The sequence below is a fragment of the Chryseobacterium vaccae genome, from assembly GCF_009602705.1.
Taxonomy (GTDB): Bacteria; Bacteroidota; Bacteroidia; order Flavobacteriales; family Weeksellaceae; genus Chryseobacterium; species Chryseobacterium vaccae.
On record NZ_VSWH01000001.1, the window covers coordinates 2,156,811 to 2,174,633 of the forward strand.

Here is a 17,823-nt window from a genome sequence, read left to right on the forward strand (position 1 = left end):
TTTTAATAATTCCGTAACTTACGGAACTTTTGTAGAATTAGGAATAAAAATTGAGAACAAGGCAGAAAGTTTAATCTAAAACCTGATTAAAAATTATATTTACCACAAATATTTATATAATTTTCCCAGTTTTTCAACTTCCTTTTTTTATACACTCATTGTAAAAAACAATTTAATGCTAAAAGCTGAACATATCAGAAAGACCTATAATGCAGGAAAAAAAGTAGCATTGGATGATTTCAGCATCCATGTTCCGAAAGGCAGCATTTATGGTCTTCTAGGTCCTAACGGAGCCGGAAAAACTTCTTTCATCCGTATTATCAACCAGATTACCCAGGCCGATTCCGGAGATATCTGGATCAACGGAGACCGCCTTAACCCCAACCACATCAGAGACATTGGTTATATGCCTGAAGAAAGAGGGCTGTATAAGAATATGACTGTTGGAGATCAGCTTCTCTATTTCGGGGAACTGAAAGGGATGAGCAAAAATGATGCTCTGAACGAAGCAAAAAAGTGGTTTGATAAGCTGAATATCGATCAATGGTGGAAAAAGAAACTCTCTGAACTCTCCAAAGGAATGGCGCAGAAGATTCAGTTCGTAGTAACAGTCCTTCACAGACCTCATCTTCTGATTCTGGATGAACCGTTTTCTGGTTTTGACCCTGTGAATGCCAATCTGATTAAAGACCAGATCATTGATCTTAAAAATAACGGAACGACCATTATTCTTTCCACCCACAGAATGGAAAGTGTGGAAGAAATGTGTGATTATGTGGCTTTGATCAATAACTCAAAAAAGATTATTGACGGAAGAGTTTTTGATGTCAGAGAGAAATTTAAAAAGAATATTTTCGGAGTTACGCTTTCGGAAGTTGATGAAACTAAGTTTGATAATTTCAAAACTCAATATGAAATTTTCAATTTCTCCAACGAAAACAATCTGGTTTCTTTCGAGCTAAAAAATGAAAGCGGACAAAACGATATTCTGATGGATCTTGTACACATTGGAAAAGTAAGATCTTTTGATGAAAGAATCCCAAGTATGAATGAAGTGTTTATTAATGCCGTAAGTAACCATTCCTAATTTTATGAACAATATTTTTTTAATTACAAAAAGGGAGTTTCTTACGCAGGTTAAGAAAAAATCCTTCATTATACTAACGCTTCTGGCCCCTATTCTTCTGGCTGCCTTTGGTGCTGTAATCGGACTTATGTTTAAAGCCAATGAATCTCACAGCGTAATTGAAGTCGTGGATAAAAGCGGACTGTTTAAAGATCAGCTTAAATCCAATGACAAGCTCAATTATGTATTTGTTTCTGCGGCAGATGAAAAATCAAAGATTAATAACCTGAAAGACAATGAATCTCTGGATGGTATTCTGATCCTTCCGGAATTAACCGGACAGAATTACGATGAGCTTCAGAACAGTTCAAGACTTGTTGTAAACAGTAAGATAGGCTTTGATACGAAACAAAAGATTGTCTCTGACATTACAGATGTTATCAAAAAAGAAAAGATCAAGCAGCTGGGTATTCAGGAGACACAACTGAATGATCTGGACAAGGGCTTTACTTTAAAGACCATTAATGTTTCTGAAAACAATAAGGAAGATTCTGATCTTGCTTTTGGGGTAAAGAGTGGGCTAAGCATCCTTCTGATGTATGTTACCTTTATGTTTATCATTATTTATGGAGTAAGGGTGATGAGAAGTGTTCTTGAGGAGAAAAATAACCGTGTGGTAGAGATCATTATTTCATCAGTGAAACCTTTTGAGCTGATGATGGGTAAAATCCTTGGAGTAACACTTGTTGCCCTGACCCAATTTGTGATCTGGATCACCATGTCTGTCATCGGAGCATTGATTCTGAATACTGGTTTTTCTTCCATTCAGAAAAATATTCCGGGTGGCAGTGAGGAAATTGCCAATAAACTGGATTTTGCACAGATTGCCACTCAGGTTTCCCACAGCCTGCTGGAACTGAATTTCCCGCTTATCATTTTTGTATTCATTGTATTTTTCCTTCTGGGATATATTTTTTACAGCTCTATTTATGCTGCCATTGGTTCTGCCGTGGATAATGAAACAGAAACTCAGCAGTTTACTTTATTTGCTATTTTACCACTTTCTTTAGGAATGTACGGGAGCTTTTCTTTAATGAATAATCCTGATGGTCCTCTGGGATTCTGGCTGTCTATTATTCCGTTTACTTCCCCGGTAGCGATGATTGCAAGGATACCGTTTGGTGTTCCGGCCTGGCAGATTGCCTTGTCTATTGCATTATTGCTGGGAACAACGGTTTTTATGATCTTTTTAGCCGGAAAAATTTACCGTGTGGGGATTCTGATGTATGGTAATAAAGCCACGCTGAAGGAGATCTGGAAATGGATCAAGGGATAAAAGAGATCAGTTTTAAAAGAATATTATTTTATCTTTAAATAATTTAGATTTAATGCCAAGATTTATTTATAGGCAATGTTGATTTTAGGGAGCAAAGATGGGAATCAAATTCGTTGATTCGATGAAGCGAGTGGATAAGCATACATCTTTATAAGCCCTACTTTATTACCTTCTTAATTTCCTTATAAATTGGGTATAAAAAACAAATTAACTAAATCTCCTATATCGAAATAAAAAGTCCCGGAAATTAAAATTTCCGGGACTTTTTTATGGTGAATAATTATTATTCTATTTGAAGATATAGCTTAAGCTTACGCCTAAAACCTGCTCAGATTTCTTTTTATTGGTTCCTCCTTTTTCTTTGGCAAGATCAGGATAGGTATCTGAAAGACCTAAATCATATCTTAGGGTTACTTCAAGCTGTCTTTTGTAACTGTAACCGACTCCTAATCCCAATGCGAAATTGAAGCTTGATGCTTTTCCGCTTACTGCAGGGTACAAAGGGTCTGTTACATCTGGATCATAGTAAGGTCTGTTTGCCGGAGCATTTTTAACGTTCTGGTTTAAGAGAAAGTTAAATCTTGGTCCTATCATTCCGAAGAATTCCGATTCAGCTTCTGAAAAGTATCCTTTGAAATAAACAGGTACGCTCAGGTAATTGTTGGCATATACCGCATCATAACCGTCCTTTCCTTTAGCTTCTTTATCTTTTCCGGTTTCTCCCGCACCATAGTACGTTACTTCCGGCTGTAAAAAGAACTGGTTGGCCTTTCCGATCGGGATAAGAGCTAGAGCTCCACCCTGAAATGCAAATCTGGCACCAGAAGGGTTATGGGCATTCCTTACACGGGAATAGTTACCTCCGGCAGTGACACCAAATCTTGTGCTTCCAAAATCAATCTGGGCAAAAGAAAGGGTTGAAACAGCCAAAGCAGAGGTTAATAAAAGTTTTTTCATATTGTATTGGGTTTTGTAGCTTATTATCCAAGGATTTTTGCAACGGTAGCACCGATATCAGCAGGAGAATCTACAACGTTGATTCCGTTTTCTCTCATGATCTCCATTTTAGCCTGAGCTGTATCTTCAGCACCTCCTACGATAGCACCAGCGTGTCCCATTGTTCTTCCTTTAGGAGCAGTTTGTCCTGCGATAAATCCTACAACCGGTTTAGTAGATCCGCTTGCTTTGTACCATCTTGCAGCTTCTGCTTCAAGACCACCACCAATTTCACCGATCATTACAACAGCTTCAGTTTCAGGATCGTTGATGAATAATTCAAGAGCTTCTCTTGTAGTTGTTCCGATGATTGGGTCACCACCGATACCGATAGCAGTAGAAATACCGTAACCAGCTCTTACTACCTGATCAGCCGCTTCATAAGTAAGGGTACCTGATTTTGAAACGATACCTACTTTCCCTTTTTTGAAAACGAATCCTGGCATGATACCAATTTTAGCTTCTTCAGAAGTAATGATTCCCGGACAGTTAGGACCGATTAATCTGCAGTCTCTGTCAGCGATATAAGATTTTACTTTTACCATATCTGCTACAGGAATACCTTCAGTAATACATACGATAACTTTGATACCTGCTTCAGCAGCTTCCATAATTGCATCAGCAGCAAATGCAGGTGGTACGAAAATGATACTTACGTTAGCTCCAGCTTTTTCAACAGCGTCTGCTACTGTATTGAATACCGGCTTTCCTAAGTGCTCAGATCCTCCTTTTCCCGGAGTAACCCCACCTACTACGTTTGTTCCGTATTCAATCATCTGACCAGCGTGGAAAGTACCTTCGTTCCCTGTAAATCCTTGTACAATTACTTTAGAATCTTTGTTTACTAAAATTGACATTTTATTGTTGTTTTAATTTATTTAAATATTTTATTAATGCTCACAAATTTACTTAAATTTCTTTGATTTTGGATAAAACCTTCGGAATTGTTTATTTGAGATTTCTCAGTTTTACCTCTTTTTTAAGATAACCTTTAAAATCTTCTGCAAACATCCCGATATAGGTTCCTTTTTTAAGGTCCCGGTTCACTCCGGTCTTCCCAAGAATGACAGATCCGCTTTCAATGGTATTACCGGAAGCTATGCCTACTTGTCCCCAAAGTGTTACCTCATCTCCAATGATACAGCATCCTGCTACTCCAACCTGTGAAGCGATCAGACATTTTTTCCCGATCACGGTATCATGTCCTATCTGAATCTGGTTATCTAAAACTGATCCTTCTCCTATGATGGTAGAATCTGTAACTCCACGGTCAATGGTACATCCATTTCCAATCTCTACATTATTTTCAATGATTACATTTCCTACGGAGATCAATCTATCAAAATTACCATTCAGTTTTCTGTAATAAAAGGCATCTCCACCCAGTACAGTATTGGACTGGATGATTACATTATCACCGATTACCGTTCTGTCTCCTATAACTACATTAGGAAATATCAGCACATTGCTTCCGATCGTCACATTGTTTCCGATCACAGCTGAAGAGTGAATCTTCGTTCCCTCTCCTATTTCAACATCATGAAGCTCTTCTTTAAAGTTGTATATTCTGGTAAAGTGTGTGTTGATTTTATTAAAGTCCCTGAAAGGGTCATCAGACACCAAAAGTGCTTTTCCTTCCGGGCATTCTACTTCTTTATCAATCAGGATGATTGTAGCTGCGGAATGTAAGGCTTTATCGTAATATTTAGGATGGTTAACAAACACAATGTCTCCCGGTTTCACTCTATGAATTTCATTGGTTCCCAAAACTTCAAAGTCTTCAGGACCAATGAATGTAGAGCCTATTAAATCTGCTATGGTTTTAAGTTTCTGTGGAGAATGGAATTTCATAACAATTGATTTTCTTATAAAACAAAATTCGGACTGCTGATGCAAACCGAATTTATGTGGATTTTTATTATTTTACTCTTTCTAAGTAGCTTCCGTCTTCCGTGCTTACTTTAATTCTGTCACCTGGTTCGATGAATAAAGGAACCATTACTCTCGCTCCTGTTTCAACGATTGCGTTTTTAAGGGCGTTGGTTGCTGTATTTCCTTTTACTCCCGGATCAGCTTCTATAACATCCAGATATACTGACTGTGGAAGTTCAGCAGAAAGAGGAGTTTCATCAACTTCTTTCAAAATGATTGTTACTTCTTCACCAGCTTTCATAAACTGAGCGTTTTCAATCATTTCTTTGTTCAGGTATAATTGAGAGAAGTCATCATTATTCATGAAGTGGAATCCGTTTTCATCATCATAAAGATACTGGAACTTTCTGGTGATTACTTTTACTTCTTCAATTTTGTGTCCTGCAGAGAAAGTATTATCGATTACTTTACCGTTGGTTACTGATTTTAATTTGGTTCTTACAAAAGCAGGTCCTTTCCCAGGTTTTACGTGAAGAAATTCAATTACTTTATAAATATCATTGCTGTACTCAATGCACAGCCCTTTTCTGATATCGTTACTTGTTGCCATTAATGTATATTATTCTTATTTTGTTTTAAAAATAGGTACTTGTACCTGCATAGTGCCTGGTCCTTGCTGCCCCACCGGATTCACAACTTTGCCGTTTGGCGAAATATATGAACCATTAGTCGTATTGTTAAACATTGTGTTATTTTGGTTCAACTGATTCACATTATTCTGAACGTTTGAATTATTCTCATATTTTTTAAAGTATGAATCGTTGTTCATGCTTTTTTTCAAAGCATTATTCACATTGCTTTTGGCAATACTGTCATTTTGCAGTGTACGGCTTTTTTCTATAGTCTGCTTCTTAGAAGACGAATCTTCTGTTTTAGCATTTGACGGTTTAGTTTCCTGCCCGGCTACGATAGCTGAGAACAAAAAGGATAGTGTTAAAAATAAATTTTTCATAAGTGTGTAGGTGTTTTTATTGTTCTATTTTAGCTGCTTTCTTTACCAGTTCCGTATCCTTTTACAATTCCTCTCGGAGAGTTTTGGATAAACTGTAGAATTTCGTCTCTTTCAGCGGTAGGAAGCATTTCTTTTTCAATGTGAGAAATAGCCTGAGAAACGTTCATTTTCATCTGAAAAATAGCTCTGTAGATCTTTTGGATCTCAAAAATCTTCTCATTGGTGAAGCCTCTTCTTCTTAATCCTACTGAATTAATTCCTGCATAAGACATAGGCTCTCTCGCTACTTTTACGTAAGGTGGAATATCTTTTCTTACCAGGGTACCTCCGGAAATCATGACATGCTTACCAATTTTGCCAAACTGATGAACAGCACTAAGGCCACCCATTACGGTATAATCACCGATTTCTACATGTCCGGCAATACCGCAGCCGTTAACAATGATCACGTGATCTCCTATCACACAGTCATGGGCAATGTGCGAAGTAGCCATGATAAGGCAGTTGGCCCCTATTTTAGTATATCCTAAGGCTTTTGTTCCTCTGTTTACGGTAACACATTCTCTGATTGTAGTATCATCTCCTATGATTACCTGTGTATCTTCGCCATCAAATTTTAAATCCTGAGGGATTGCAGAGATTACAGTTCCGGGAAAAATCCTGCAGTTTTTTCCTATTCTGGCTCCATCCATGATGGTAACATTAGGACCAATCCAGGTTCCTTCTCCGATTTCTACGTCCCCTGCAATTGTAGTAAAAGGTTCTACAATAACATTTTTGCTGATTTTCGCACGTTTATCTACGGCTGCTAATTGATGGATCATTTAATCAACTTTATTTTTTGCAACTTGAGCCATTAGCTCCGCTTCTACTGCCACTGTATCTCCTACATATCCGTATCCCTGCATATGAACGATACCTCTTCTGATAGGTTCTATCAATTCAATTTTGAAAATAATAGTATCACCAGGAACTACTTTTCTTTTGAATTTTACTTTATCAATTTTAATAAAATAGGTAGAATAATTTTCAGGATCCGGAACGCTTGCCAGAACAAGAATACCCCCTGTCTGAGCAAGAGCTTCTACCTGAAGTACTCCCGGCATTACAGGTTCTTTAGGGAAATGTCCTACGAAGAACGGTTCGTTCATCGTTACATTTTTTAACCCTACTACATGAGAATCTGAAAGTTCAAGAATTTTATCAATCAATAAGAACGGAGGTCTGTGCGGCATAAGCTTCATGATTCCGTTGATATCAAAAACCGGTTCTTTAGTCAGGTCAAAATCAGGAACATTTTTCTTTTTCTGAAGTTTCCACTGACGGTTCAGTTTTTTAGCAAACTGAGTGTTTACATAATGGCCAGGTTTGTTGGCAATTACTTTTCCTTTTATTTTAACTCCTGCCAGGGCAAGGTCACCTATCACATCCAGTAATTTGTGTCTTGCAGCCTCATTAGGGTAGTTTAAAGTTAAGTTATCAAGAATTCCGTTCGGTCTGATAGATACATTGTCTTTTCCGAAGGCTTTTTTCAGCTTTTCTGTAGTTTCAGGAGTAAGATCCTTGTCTACATATACAATAGCATTAGAAATATCTCCACCTCTGATCAACCCGTGATCCAGAAGCATTTCTAATTCATGCAGGAAGCTGAATGTTCTTGCCGAAGAAATTTCGTCTTTGAATTCTGAAATATTTTTAAGGGTAGCATTCTGGGTTCCCAGTACTTTGGTTCCAAAATCTACCATGGTTGTTACTTCATACGTATCTGAAGGAATAATGGTAATTTCTGATCCGGATGCAGGATCTGAATAATTCAATACTTCTTTCACCACAAGATATTCTCTGGCTACATTCTGTTCTGCTATTCCTACGCTTTCAATAGCTTCAACAAAGAATTTTGAAGATCCGTCCATAATAGGAGGCTCGGAAGCATCCATTTCCATGATAGCGTTGTCTATATCACATCCTACTAAAGCAGCTAACAAGTGTTCGCAGGTTGTAATCTTTACACCTAATTTTTCTAATGTTGTTCCTCTTTCTGTTGCTACAACATAATTAACATCAGCTTCAACCTGAGGATGCCCCTCAAGATCTGTTCTTACGAAAACAAAACCTGTATTTTCTTTTGCAGGTTTAATGGTAAGTTTTACTTCTTTACCAGTATGAAGGCCAATTCCAGAGAGTGTTACTTCTTCCTGGAGTGTTTTTTGCATATCACTCATTAGTATTATCTTTTGAGGTATTCTCAAGATTATTTATTCTCTTTACAATTTCAGTGAAATTTCTGAAATGAACATAGTTTCTAAGATAGTCATTATAGCTGATCGCAGGGGATCCGTACAAAGTTTCTTTATCATTAACGCTTGAATTCACACCACTCTGGGCCTGAATTTTAACCTGATTTCCTATTTTGATATGGCCTACAACACCAACCTGTCCGCCAATCTGGTTCCAGTCTCCAATAGTGGTGGATCCTGCAATACCAGCCTGAGCTGCAATCACGTTGTTCTGCCCTATTTTCACATTATGGGCAATCTGGATAAGATTGTCAATTTTTGTTCCTTTTCCGATAATGGTAGAACCGATAGTAGCTCTGTCTATACTACAGTTTGAACCAATTTCCACATCGTCTTCAATAATTACATTACCTAGTTGAGGAATTTTTTTGAATCCTTCCGGTGTAGGCTGGAAACCAAATCCATCACCCCCGATTACCGTGTTGGAATGAATTACACAGTTATCCCCAATGATACAGTAGTCATAAATCCTGGCACCACTGTCTATTTTACAGTTTTTACCAATTTTTACTCCTTTACCAATATATACATGCGGATAGATCTGAGATCCTTCACCGATTTTTGCTTTTTCAGAAACATAAGTAAATGCTCCAATATAGGCTTTGTCACCAATCACTGCAGTATTGTGGATGGAAGAACCGTTTTCAATTCCTTCTTTTCTTCCCTGCATTTCCTGATACAGATTCATTAAGATCTGAAAAGAGAGATAGGCATCCTTTACCACAATGAGGGTAGGATTATAAGTATTATTAGCCAGAAGCTTTTCCGAAACAATAATAACAGAGCATTTTGAGGTATCTAAAAAATGAGAAAATCGATCTTGTGCTATAAAAGAAAGATGTCCCGATTCTCCATTTTCAATTGGTGAAACCCCTGTAATAACCGCACTTTCGTCGCCTATTATTTTTCCGTCGATAAAACTTGCAATTTGCGAAGCTGTAAATTCCATATTCTGCAAAGATAAGAAATTCTGTAATTCGCAAACATTTTTTGGTTTTCGGAACGTGAATTTTAATAATATTTATGAAATTATCCGGGAGAGATCTCTTGGAAAGGTCAAAATATACCGTTTAGTCTTGTTTACCATCAACCCTGATAAAAGCTGGTCCTGGGATTCTTCTAACCGTATTTTCATTCCGTCTTTCTGCAGTAGATAAATGGGCTGTTTTTCGGTATCATAAGGCAATAGTTTTCGTTTAATTTCATGCACAAGCTCTTTTCCATTATCAATTCCGAAAAATTCATTAGTTTTTTTTATTTTTTCTTCAATAAATTCCGCTTCAAACGGGTGAGATGAAATAACGGTTTTCGGAAGGTTTCTCTGGGTTACACATTTACACCAGTAGGAAAGAATAAAATCGTCGGCACCCTGCCACAGTTTCATGGCCTGAATCACATCGTTATCATCAAGTTGGGTAAATCTGTAAATATCTTCATCAGTCGCTGCGCTTTTTGCGCGGTATAGGAAATACTTCAGATTTTCACCCGCCGGAAGATCAACCCCCTGTGAAACAAGATATTTTGCCCGCTCCAGGATCTTTACTAAAAGAAATTCAGCTAAAGCCGATGTTTTATGATAGTACACCTGCCAGTACATAAACATTCTTGCGGTAAGAAAATTTTCAATGGAATAAACACCTTTTGCATCAATTACCAATTCCCCTTCCTTACAGACATTCATCATCGAAATAATTCTCTGGGTATTAATATTCCCTTCTGAAACTCCTGTAAAAAAGCTGTCCCTTTTCAGATAATCCAGTCTGTCTACATCCAGCTGGGATGAGATCAGCTGATTGAAAAACTTTCTGTGATATTTTCCCTGAAACATTTCAATGGCTACTGACAACTGCCCGTTAAATTCATCATTTAGTTTATTCATCAGCAACAGTGACAGTTTCTCATGATGCCAGTCATCCATCAGCATACTTTCCAAAGCATGAGAAAACGGACCATGACCGATATCGTGCATCAAAATAGCCAGCATCGCCCCTTTTTCTTCCTCATCAGAGATCTCCACTCCTTTTTGTTTCAGAGTTTCCAAGGCTGTAAACATCAGATGCATAGCTCCTAAAGCATGATGAAATCTTGTATGGGTGGCTCCCGGAAAGATCAGATTCAACAGTCCGGTCTGCCCGATTCTTCTGAGTCTCTGAAAATAGGGATGTTCAATAACGTCAAATAAGATTTCGTAAGGAATTTTAATGAAGCCGTGAACCGGATCATTGATGATTTTAAGCTTGTTCTGCATTGGAAACGTCGATATTAGTAAACAAAGTTAGGGATTTTAATTTTTAATTTTGATTAATTTAGCATTAACAACGGACCGAGTTTATCCACGTCTGTTTTTATTATTGAAGATTATCTGAGCAGGTAGAAGAGAAACTATCTATTCATTGCCACAAATACCTGATTTTATTGATTAACTGTATAGGTTTTGGCTAAAGTCAATGGATTATTTTTTTATTATTTAGGCGGACTAAAGTCTACCTCTATTGAATAAATTCTATGGATTGAATTACCAGGCCTTTCATGAAGAGAGCTTTGAAGATTTTTATTGTTGTGAAGATTTTTCAAAGAATATGAAAGATGTTTTTGTATTATGTATGGGTAACATCTATCTTTATGGTTTTAATAACTTATAGCCTTTAATGAGAAAACGTTCGCTTTTCGTCCTGATTTTCACTGTACATTTTTTTTCTGCCCAGATGTTATCTGAAACCGAAAAGCTGGAATCGCTATGCCGGGTCTGGGGGTTTTTAAAATATTACCATCCCCATGTTGCGAAAGGCAATCTTGATTGGGATCAGCAGCTGCTTAAAAAAATAGATGAATTGGAAACGGTTCAGGATAAAGCCCAGTTAAATAGCCTGTACTTTCATTGGATTAACAGCCTTGGAAAAATTGAAGAATGTAAACAATGTTCAAAAACGGATAAAAGCAAGACTTATTTCCTTAAAAATTTTGATCTAAGCTGGGTTCAAAATCCTGTTATTTTTAATGAACAAGTAAGCCGGCAGCTTCTTTATATTGAAGCCAACCGAAATACCGGCAACAATTATTACATAGGAAGGTCCGGCAGAAAAGGATTTTTCAGAAATGAAGTTTCTTACGGATCAAAATATACCTCGAAATATATCAGTCTTCTGGAACTTTTCAGATACTGGAATTTTGTAGAATATTTCTTTCCTTATAAATATGAAACGGATCAGGACTGGAATGATGTTTTAAAGGAAATGATTCCAAAATTCACCCATGTAAATAATGATGAAGATTATCACCTGGTCCTTGCCGAACTGGTTGCAAAAGTAGATGACTCCCATGCTTTTTTATTTTCACCATTGATCACTAAAAACCTTTACGGAAGAAAAAAGCTCCCTGTGGAATACCAATACGCAGAAGGAAAACTGGTGATTACAAAAATTAATAAAAATTCTTTTAACGAAGAAACTCCGCTGCAAACCGGAGATGTCATTTATAGTATCAATGGACTGACGATTCCGCAAACAGTCAACAAACTCGGGAAATATATTCCCGCTTCCAATTCCTGGGGGAAGATTTTGAAAATGAGAAGTTATTTTCTTTTAACCAACGAAGACTCCCTTACTGTCAATCTTGAAAGAAACGGACAAAATATAGCTCTAACAGCAAAAACATATCTTCTTAATGCTATCACCAGAGAAAAACCTTCCCCTCAGGAAAAGTGGAAATTTTTGGACTCAGATAAAAAAACAGGGTACGTTCATATGGGAATCATTGAAAAAAGCGACCTTGATGATATGTATAAAGAGCTGCAATCTGCCTCTTCTATTATTTTTGACCTCAGAAATTATCCGAAACAGACCATCATTCCTCTCAGCCGGATGATCCTTCCGAAAAGAACACCTTATTACCGGTTCAATTTTCCGGAAACTTATTATCCCGGAAAGTTTTATACTGCAGTCAACAGCATCGGTAAAAAAAATTCTGATTATTATAAAGGAAATGTTGTAGTTTTAGTAGATGAAAATACCCAGAGCCAGGCAGAGACCACCGCAATGATGTTTAAGCAGCATCCGAGGGTAAAGGTGATAGGAAGCAATACGTCGGGAGCCAACGGTGATATTACCATGTTTAAAATTGCCGGGCTGGACACGTGTTTTTCAGGACTGGGAGCTTATTATCCAGACGGAAGAGAAACACAGAGAATAGGCATCGTTCCTGAAATTATTGTAAAGCCTACGGTAAAAGGTATTCAGGAAGGAAGAGATGAAGTTCTGGAAAGGGCTCTGGAATACATAAAGACCGGACGTTAGTAAATGGAGAGAGCGATTATACCCCCTCTATTTTCATTTAACTAATATTTAACTTTTAATCTTTTGATTTTGGGAGATTTTAAAAGGAATTGGTCAACATTTTGATAGAATAATCATGTAAAAAATAAATTATGTCGGAAAAGATATTATGGATAGATGATGAAATAGATTTACTAAAGCCCCATATCGTATTTTTAGAAAAAAAAGGTTATCAGGTAACGCCTGTTAACAATGTTAATGAGGCTCTGGAACTTATGGATTCAGAAAAATTTGCATTAACATTAATTGATGAAAATATGCCCGGAATTTCCGGACTGGAGGCTATTCCTATGATCAAAGAGAAAGATAATGCTCTGAAGATCGTTATGGTAACCAAAAGTGAAGAGGAACATATTATGGAAGAGGCTATCGGGTCGCAGATTGCAGATTATATTCTAAAGCCTGTAAACCCAAACCAGATTCTATTATCATTAAAAAAGAATCTTCAGCAGGAAAATCTGGTGGAGCAAAAAACAATTTTACAGTACCAGCAGGAGTTCAGAAACCTGTCTATGGAACTTTCTTACCTGAGAACCTATCAGGAATGGGCAGAATATTATAAAAAGATATTAAGCTGGGAGATTAAGTTTGATAAGGTAACAGACAATGAATTTGCCGATCTTTTACAGTCTCAGAAAGAGGAGGCTAACATTCAGTTTGCTAAATTCATTGAAAACAATTACACAGACTGGCTTACTGATTCTGACAAACCCATTATGAGCCACACACTTTTCAAAGAAAAAGTAAAGCCTGAAGTAGAGAAAGAAAAAGTTCTTCTGTTAATGGTGGATAATCTCCGTTATGATCAGTGGAAGGTTATTGAACCTCTGTTTACAAAATATTACAATAAAGTATCAGAAGATTATTATTACAGTATTCTTCCTACAGCAACACAATATGCAAGAAATTCATTCTTTGCCGGGCTGATGCCTTCTGAAATTGAAAAACGTTTTCCGGACAAATGGTTCAATGATAATGAAGAAGGAAATAAAAACGAATTTGAACGTGATTTCTTAGAAGATCAGATGAAACGAATTGGACTGGGCTCTAAGTCTATGAAATATCTTAAAGTCCTGAATGCGGATTTTGAAAGAAAGATCTACGATGATTTTAATCAACATAAAAACAACGACCTTCTGGTGATTGTTTACAATTTCATTGATATTCTTTCTCATGCCAAAACAGATAACCATATTGTAGACCAACTGATCCGTGATGATAAAACATTCAGATCTCTTACCTATAACTGGTTTGAAAATTCTTCTTTGCTGAAGATCGTTAAATTAGCTGCAGAAAACGGGTATAAACTAGTGATCACTACTGACCACGGAACTGTTTACGTTAAAAAGCCAAGCAAAGTTGTAGGCGACCGTGAGACTTCTACCAATATCCGTTACAAAACAGGGAAAAGCTTAACGTATGATGACAGCGATGTATGGGCTATCACCAATCCGGAAAAGCTATTCCTTCCTAAAGGAAATTTAAGCTCGAAGTATATTTTTGCCAAAAACAATATTTTCCTGGCTTATCCTAAGAATTATAATCACTTTGTGAATTATTATAAAGAGACCTACCAACATGGCGGAATATCACTGGAAGAGTGTATTATTCCGATCAGTATTTTAGAACCCAAATAGTTTTTTTCATAGTTTATTTAATTTTGGGTCTGAGGGCGGAAAAAAATCGAATGATTTTTTTCCGCTTCTTTTTTTGCCATTACTTTTAATAGTCTGTCAGAGTTCCTATCTTAGCAGAAGACAATGTTTATTTTTTCGCTGACGTATAAAGTTCCTGAACACAATGATTTTCCGGAAAAATATGATCATTCAGGAGATTTCCCTTCCGGAAGAAAAGAGCCGAGAACAGGTGGTATTATTCTTTGTAATGCCCTTTTTATATTCATCAGACAGCGGATTATAATATTGTGGAATTTATTCCTTCTAAATATGATGAACATTTTAAATTTTTTATAAAAGACGCATGAAGTTAATTACCTATAATGTCAACGGAATCAGAGCAGCATTTACCAAAGATTTTTTAGGCTGGCTGAAAACCGCTGATCCGGACATCATCTGTATTCAGGAAAGCAAAGCAGGAAACGACCAGATTGATATTGAAAGTCTTGAAAAATTAGGCTATCACAGTTATTGGCATTCCGCAGTAAGAAAAGGCTATAGTGGCGTGGGAATTGCGTCCAAAATCAAACCTTCTCATATTGAATACGGATGCGGAATAGAAAGCTATGATAATGAAGGCAGAATTATACGCGCAGATTTTGACGGTTACTCTGTTATTTCCGTGTATGTTCCTTCTGCCAGCAATATTGAAAGACTGGATTTTAAAATGCAATTCTGTCATGATTTTCTGGCTTATATCAAGGAATTAAGAAAAACCATTCCGAATCTTATTATTTCGGGAGATTTTAATATCTGTCATCAGGCGATTGACATTCATGATCCGGTTCGCTTAAAGAATGTTTCAGGCTTTCTTCCGATGGAAAGGGAATGGATGACCAGTTTTATAGAGGAATGCGAGCTGATTGACAGTTTCAGGTTTTTCAATAATGAACCGGACAATTACACCTGGTGGAGTTACAGGCAAAATGCAAGAGCCAATAATAAGGGCTGGAGACTGGATTATAATTTTGCTACTTATTCTTTAAAAGATAAGCTTTCGCGTGCTGTGATTTTAAAAGAAGCCGTACACTCTGACCACTGCCCTGCTCTTCTGGAGCTTGATGTATAAAACAAGGAATAAGGTTACATACAAAAAGCCAGCTGAATCAGCTGGCTTTATTAATTTAAATCATAAATTTAGTCGACAATTTCATATTCAACCGGAATTGTACCGTGATCGATATCTCCGATTTCATCGAACGCTGCTTTAGAAATATCTAAAGCTCTTGACGCATGGAAAGGTCCTCTATCATTAATCTTCACTATTACCTGTTTTCCATTGTTCAAATTGGTAACTCTAACGTTAGTCCCAAAAGGAAGCGTTCTGTTTGCAGCGGTAAACTTTGAATTATCAAAGATCTCTCCGCTTGCTGTTTTTCTACCATTAAACTTATCGTGGTAGTACGATGCATAACTTGTTTTTTTCGCATCTGAGGCATTATTCGTAAATGAATAAACTCCTAAGGTTGAAATCATCATTATGATTACGAGAATGAATCTTTTCATCATCTTGAATTTTATTGGTTTTGACGGAGCAAAAGTATCAGGAATCTTTTAAAGTCCATAAGCGATTTGTTAAAAACCGTTAACTAAAACCAAAATATATGTTAACAATCTCTGTAACTTCCTATGATTAGGTCTTTTAAACAACACTGTTAAAAAATGTTAAAAAAAATACCAAAACGTTAATTTAATTAACTAATTCATGCATAATTTCAAAAAACAATATTTTTAAATAGTTGAAAATCAATAATTTATAAAACAGCCGGAAAAGTAAAATAAAAAAATATAAAAAGCACTGATGCCGATTATGTTAAATTTTAAGTTCATTCATAGGTCTCTCAAAATCTAGGCGAAACAGCATTATCACAAGGGATCAGAGCAGGATAGCCTTTCAAGAGCCTGTTCTTTTTGACAGTTTTAGGTCTAAATTTAACAGGTTACAACCATTCTATTTTATATATTTAATTCTTTTTCAGGAATATATTCGAATTGGTTCATTTAAAACTATCGTCATTCTGACCAACTTATTCATCTGCTTATAGATCTTTTTAGGCTGATCAAAGATAATATGTAGGATTAAAATTTCCATCTTATGGTTATATATCTTTTAATTGATGCTGTTTAGTCAAAATAGAAACCCAATCAATCCAATTGCTTAGGAAAGTCGGGAGGGGCTCCCTTTTATATAAAGCATTGTTTAGGAGCTACAAATATCCCATAGCATCAAAATGTGTTTAGATTCCCTAAGTCGTGCTACCGATAACACAGATGCACTAATTTACATCCAATAAAAATGGACTATATAAAGTTGGGGCAAATAATTTTTTATTAATCACTAAGAGATCAATAAAGCTGCTTCGCTTCTCTTTGAAATACAGGCTCTTTTTTATTGCTTTGTTAAGTTTACCCTTACTTAAGAACTACGGTCTAATAACCTCTCTAAAACAAAAAAACCAATGAGCTGCCTCATTGGTTTTTATATATATCATTACTATTGATTACTTAGTATACTCTACAATATAATCATAACTTCCTGAAGGATATACTACAGACATACTAGGAGCTCCTGTAACGAAGTTTCCTGTTGTTTTGTCATAAGAATATACGCTATTTGCATAAACATTATTCGTTCCTGCCTGGAAAATAGTTATTCTGTATAAGCTTCCTGTAGATGGGATTACAATAGCTCCTGACGGGAAAGTAGGTGCTGTTGATGTTCCGTTAGCACTAAATGTACCTTTTCTTGCATATACCGGAGATGCAGCAATTGAAGTATTGGTTAACGTTTCAGCTGTAGTGATATTCACTTTCGGATCTCCTGCGATTGGTAACCATCTCCCTGTTGAAGTCGCATAGCTGTTAGCTGCGCCACCCGTAGGATTAGAGAAATAATAGTATCCAGGAGTAACAGCCTGTCCTCCAACACCAGAACCTGAACTAGGAGTATTACCTGTAGCAGAGTTATACACAATCATCCCATCATAAGCAGTAGGGAAAACTCCAGCATTTGTTGTTTGGGTAGTAAATACAAACGTTGTAAGGTTTGTTCTAGGGAAAACAATTCCTTTACCATTACCCACAGAACCATTAAATAAAGGAGCAGACGCATCCAAGAATGCAGATTGTCCAGGAATAGTATTGCTAATTACGTTATTCGATTTAATCTGAGCAAAAGAACTTGCAGATGCAACGATTGCTGAGAACAATATGGTTTTAATATATAGTTTCATAATG

16 protein-coding genes are annotated in these 17,823 nt (G+C 36.6%); 5 read left to right on the top strand and 11 right to left on the bottom strand.

Translation table 11 applies throughout. The features are described 5' to 3' along the window. Positions 1 to 175: 175 nt before the first annotated feature. On the top strand, positions 176 to 1,087 hold the full coding sequence (locus tag FW768_RS09715; protein ID WP_153394917.1) for an ABC transporter ATP-binding protein: 912 nt from the start codon (positions 176 to 178) through the stop codon (positions 1,085 to 1,087). A 4-nt stretch (positions 1,088 to 1,091) separates the two neighbouring features. Continuing rightward, positions 1,092 to 2,402: an ABC transporter permease gene (locus FW768_RS09720; protein ID WP_153394919.1), complete on the top strand. Its 1,311-nt coding sequence runs from the start codon at positions 1,092 to 1,094 to the stop codon at positions 2,400 to 2,402. 288 nt (positions 2,403 to 2,690) lie between these two features. On the opposite strand, the gene FW768_RS09725 is transcribed toward FW768_RS09720, so the two are convergent. The 9 genes from FW768_RS09725 to FW768_RS09765 all read right to left on the bottom strand — a co-directional run bounded on the left by FW768_RS09725 (position 2,691) and on the right by FW768_RS09765 (position 10,827). Beyond that, positions 2,691 to 3,359, bottom strand: a complete 669-nt coding sequence (locus FW768_RS09725; RefSeq protein WP_153394921.1) for a porin family protein — start codon at positions 3,357 to 3,359, stop codon at positions 2,691 to 2,693. Between the two features lie 23 nt (positions 3,360 to 3,382). Then, positions 3,383 to 4,255, bottom strand: coding sequence for a succinate--CoA ligase subunit alpha (sucD, locus tag FW768_RS09730; protein ID WP_002977143.1), 873 nt, complete (start codon positions 4,253 to 4,255; stop codon positions 3,383 to 3,385). 91 nt (positions 4,256 to 4,346) lie between these two features. Beyond that, on the bottom strand, positions 4,347 to 5,249 hold the full coding sequence (locus FW768_RS09735; RefSeq protein ID WP_153394923.1) for a UDP-3-O-(3-hydroxymyristoyl)glucosamine N-acyltransferase: 903 nt from the start codon (positions 5,247 to 5,249) through the stop codon (positions 4,347 to 4,349). Positions 5,250 to 5,316: 67 nt separating this feature from the next. Then, the gene (efp, locus tag FW768_RS09740; RefSeq protein ID WP_153394925.1) at positions 5,317 to 5,880 is read right to left on the bottom strand and encodes an elongation factor P; all 564 of its coding nucleotides are present in this window, start codon (positions 5,878 to 5,880) and stop codon (positions 5,317 to 5,319) included. Positions 5,881 to 5,895: 15 nt separating this feature from the next. Next, positions 5,896 to 6,282 (bottom strand): hypothetical protein, encoded by a 387-nt coding sequence (locus tag FW768_RS09745; RefSeq protein ID WP_153394927.1) that lies wholly within the window; start codon positions 6,280 to 6,282, stop codon positions 5,896 to 5,898. Positions 6,283 to 6,311: 29 nt separating this feature from the next. Then, the gene (gene lpxA / locus FW768_RS09750; RefSeq protein ID WP_062701872.1) at positions 6,312 to 7,106 is read right to left on the bottom strand and encodes an acyl-ACP--UDP-N-acetylglucosamine O-acyltransferase; all 795 of its coding nucleotides are present in this window, start codon (positions 7,104 to 7,106) and stop codon (positions 6,312 to 6,314) included. Further along, on the bottom strand, positions 7,107 to 8,504 hold the full coding sequence (locus tag FW768_RS09755; protein WP_153394929.1) for a bifunctional UDP-3-O-[3-hydroxymyristoyl] N-acetylglucosamine deacetylase/3-hydroxyacyl-ACP dehydratase: 1,398 nt from the start codon (positions 8,502 to 8,504) through the stop codon (positions 7,107 to 7,109). Beyond that, positions 8,497 to 9,528, bottom strand: coding sequence for a UDP-3-O-(3-hydroxymyristoyl)glucosamine N-acyltransferase (gene lpxD, locus FW768_RS09760; RefSeq protein ID WP_153394931.1), 1,032 nt, complete (start codon positions 9,526 to 9,528; stop codon positions 8,497 to 8,499). Before lpxD ends, FW768_RS09755 begins: the two co-directional genes overlap by 8 nt. Before the next feature lie 72 nt (positions 9,529 to 9,600). Further along, the gene (locus FW768_RS09765; RefSeq protein WP_153394933.1) at positions 9,601 to 10,827 is read right to left on the bottom strand and encodes an HD domain-containing protein; all 1,227 of its coding nucleotides are present in this window, start codon (positions 10,825 to 10,827) and stop codon (positions 9,601 to 9,603) included. A gap of 400 nt (positions 10,828 to 11,227) precedes the next feature. Here FW768_RS09765 and FW768_RS09770 point away from each other — a divergent pair, with 400 nt between their 5' ends. The 3 genes from FW768_RS09770 (at position 11,228) to FW768_RS09780 (ending at position 15,655) form a co-directional block, all read left to right on the top strand. After that, positions 11,228 to 12,871, top strand: coding sequence for a S41 family peptidase (locus tag FW768_RS09770; protein ID WP_153394935.1), 1,644 nt, complete (start codon positions 11,228 to 11,230; stop codon positions 12,869 to 12,871). Between the two features lie 131 nt (positions 12,872 to 13,002). After that, positions 13,003 to 14,547 (top strand): T9SS response regulator signal transducer PorX, encoded by a 1,545-nt coding sequence (porX, locus tag FW768_RS09775; RefSeq protein WP_153394937.1) that lies wholly within the window; start codon positions 13,003 to 13,005, stop codon positions 14,545 to 14,547. 343 nt (positions 14,548 to 14,890) lie between these two features. Continuing rightward, positions 14,891 to 15,655, top strand: coding sequence for an exodeoxyribonuclease III (locus tag FW768_RS09780; RefSeq protein ID WP_153394939.1), 765 nt, complete (start codon positions 14,891 to 14,893; stop codon positions 15,653 to 15,655). Positions 15,656 to 15,723: 68 nt separating this feature from the next. On the opposite strand, the gene FW768_RS09785 is transcribed toward FW768_RS09780, so the two are convergent. Together FW768_RS09785 and FW768_RS09790 are read right to left on the bottom strand one after the other, a co-directional pair. Continuing rightward, positions 15,724 to 16,095, bottom strand: coding sequence for a septal ring lytic transglycosylase RlpA family protein (locus FW768_RS09785; protein WP_153394941.1), 372 nt, complete (start codon positions 16,093 to 16,095; stop codon positions 15,724 to 15,726). Between the two features lie 992 nt (positions 16,096 to 17,087). Next, positions 17,088 to 17,819, bottom strand: a complete 732-nt coding sequence (locus FW768_RS09790) for a hypothetical protein (RefSeq protein WP_153394942.1) — start codon at positions 17,817 to 17,819, stop codon at positions 17,088 to 17,090. Between the last annotated feature and the right edge of the window lie 4 nt (positions 17,820 to 17,823).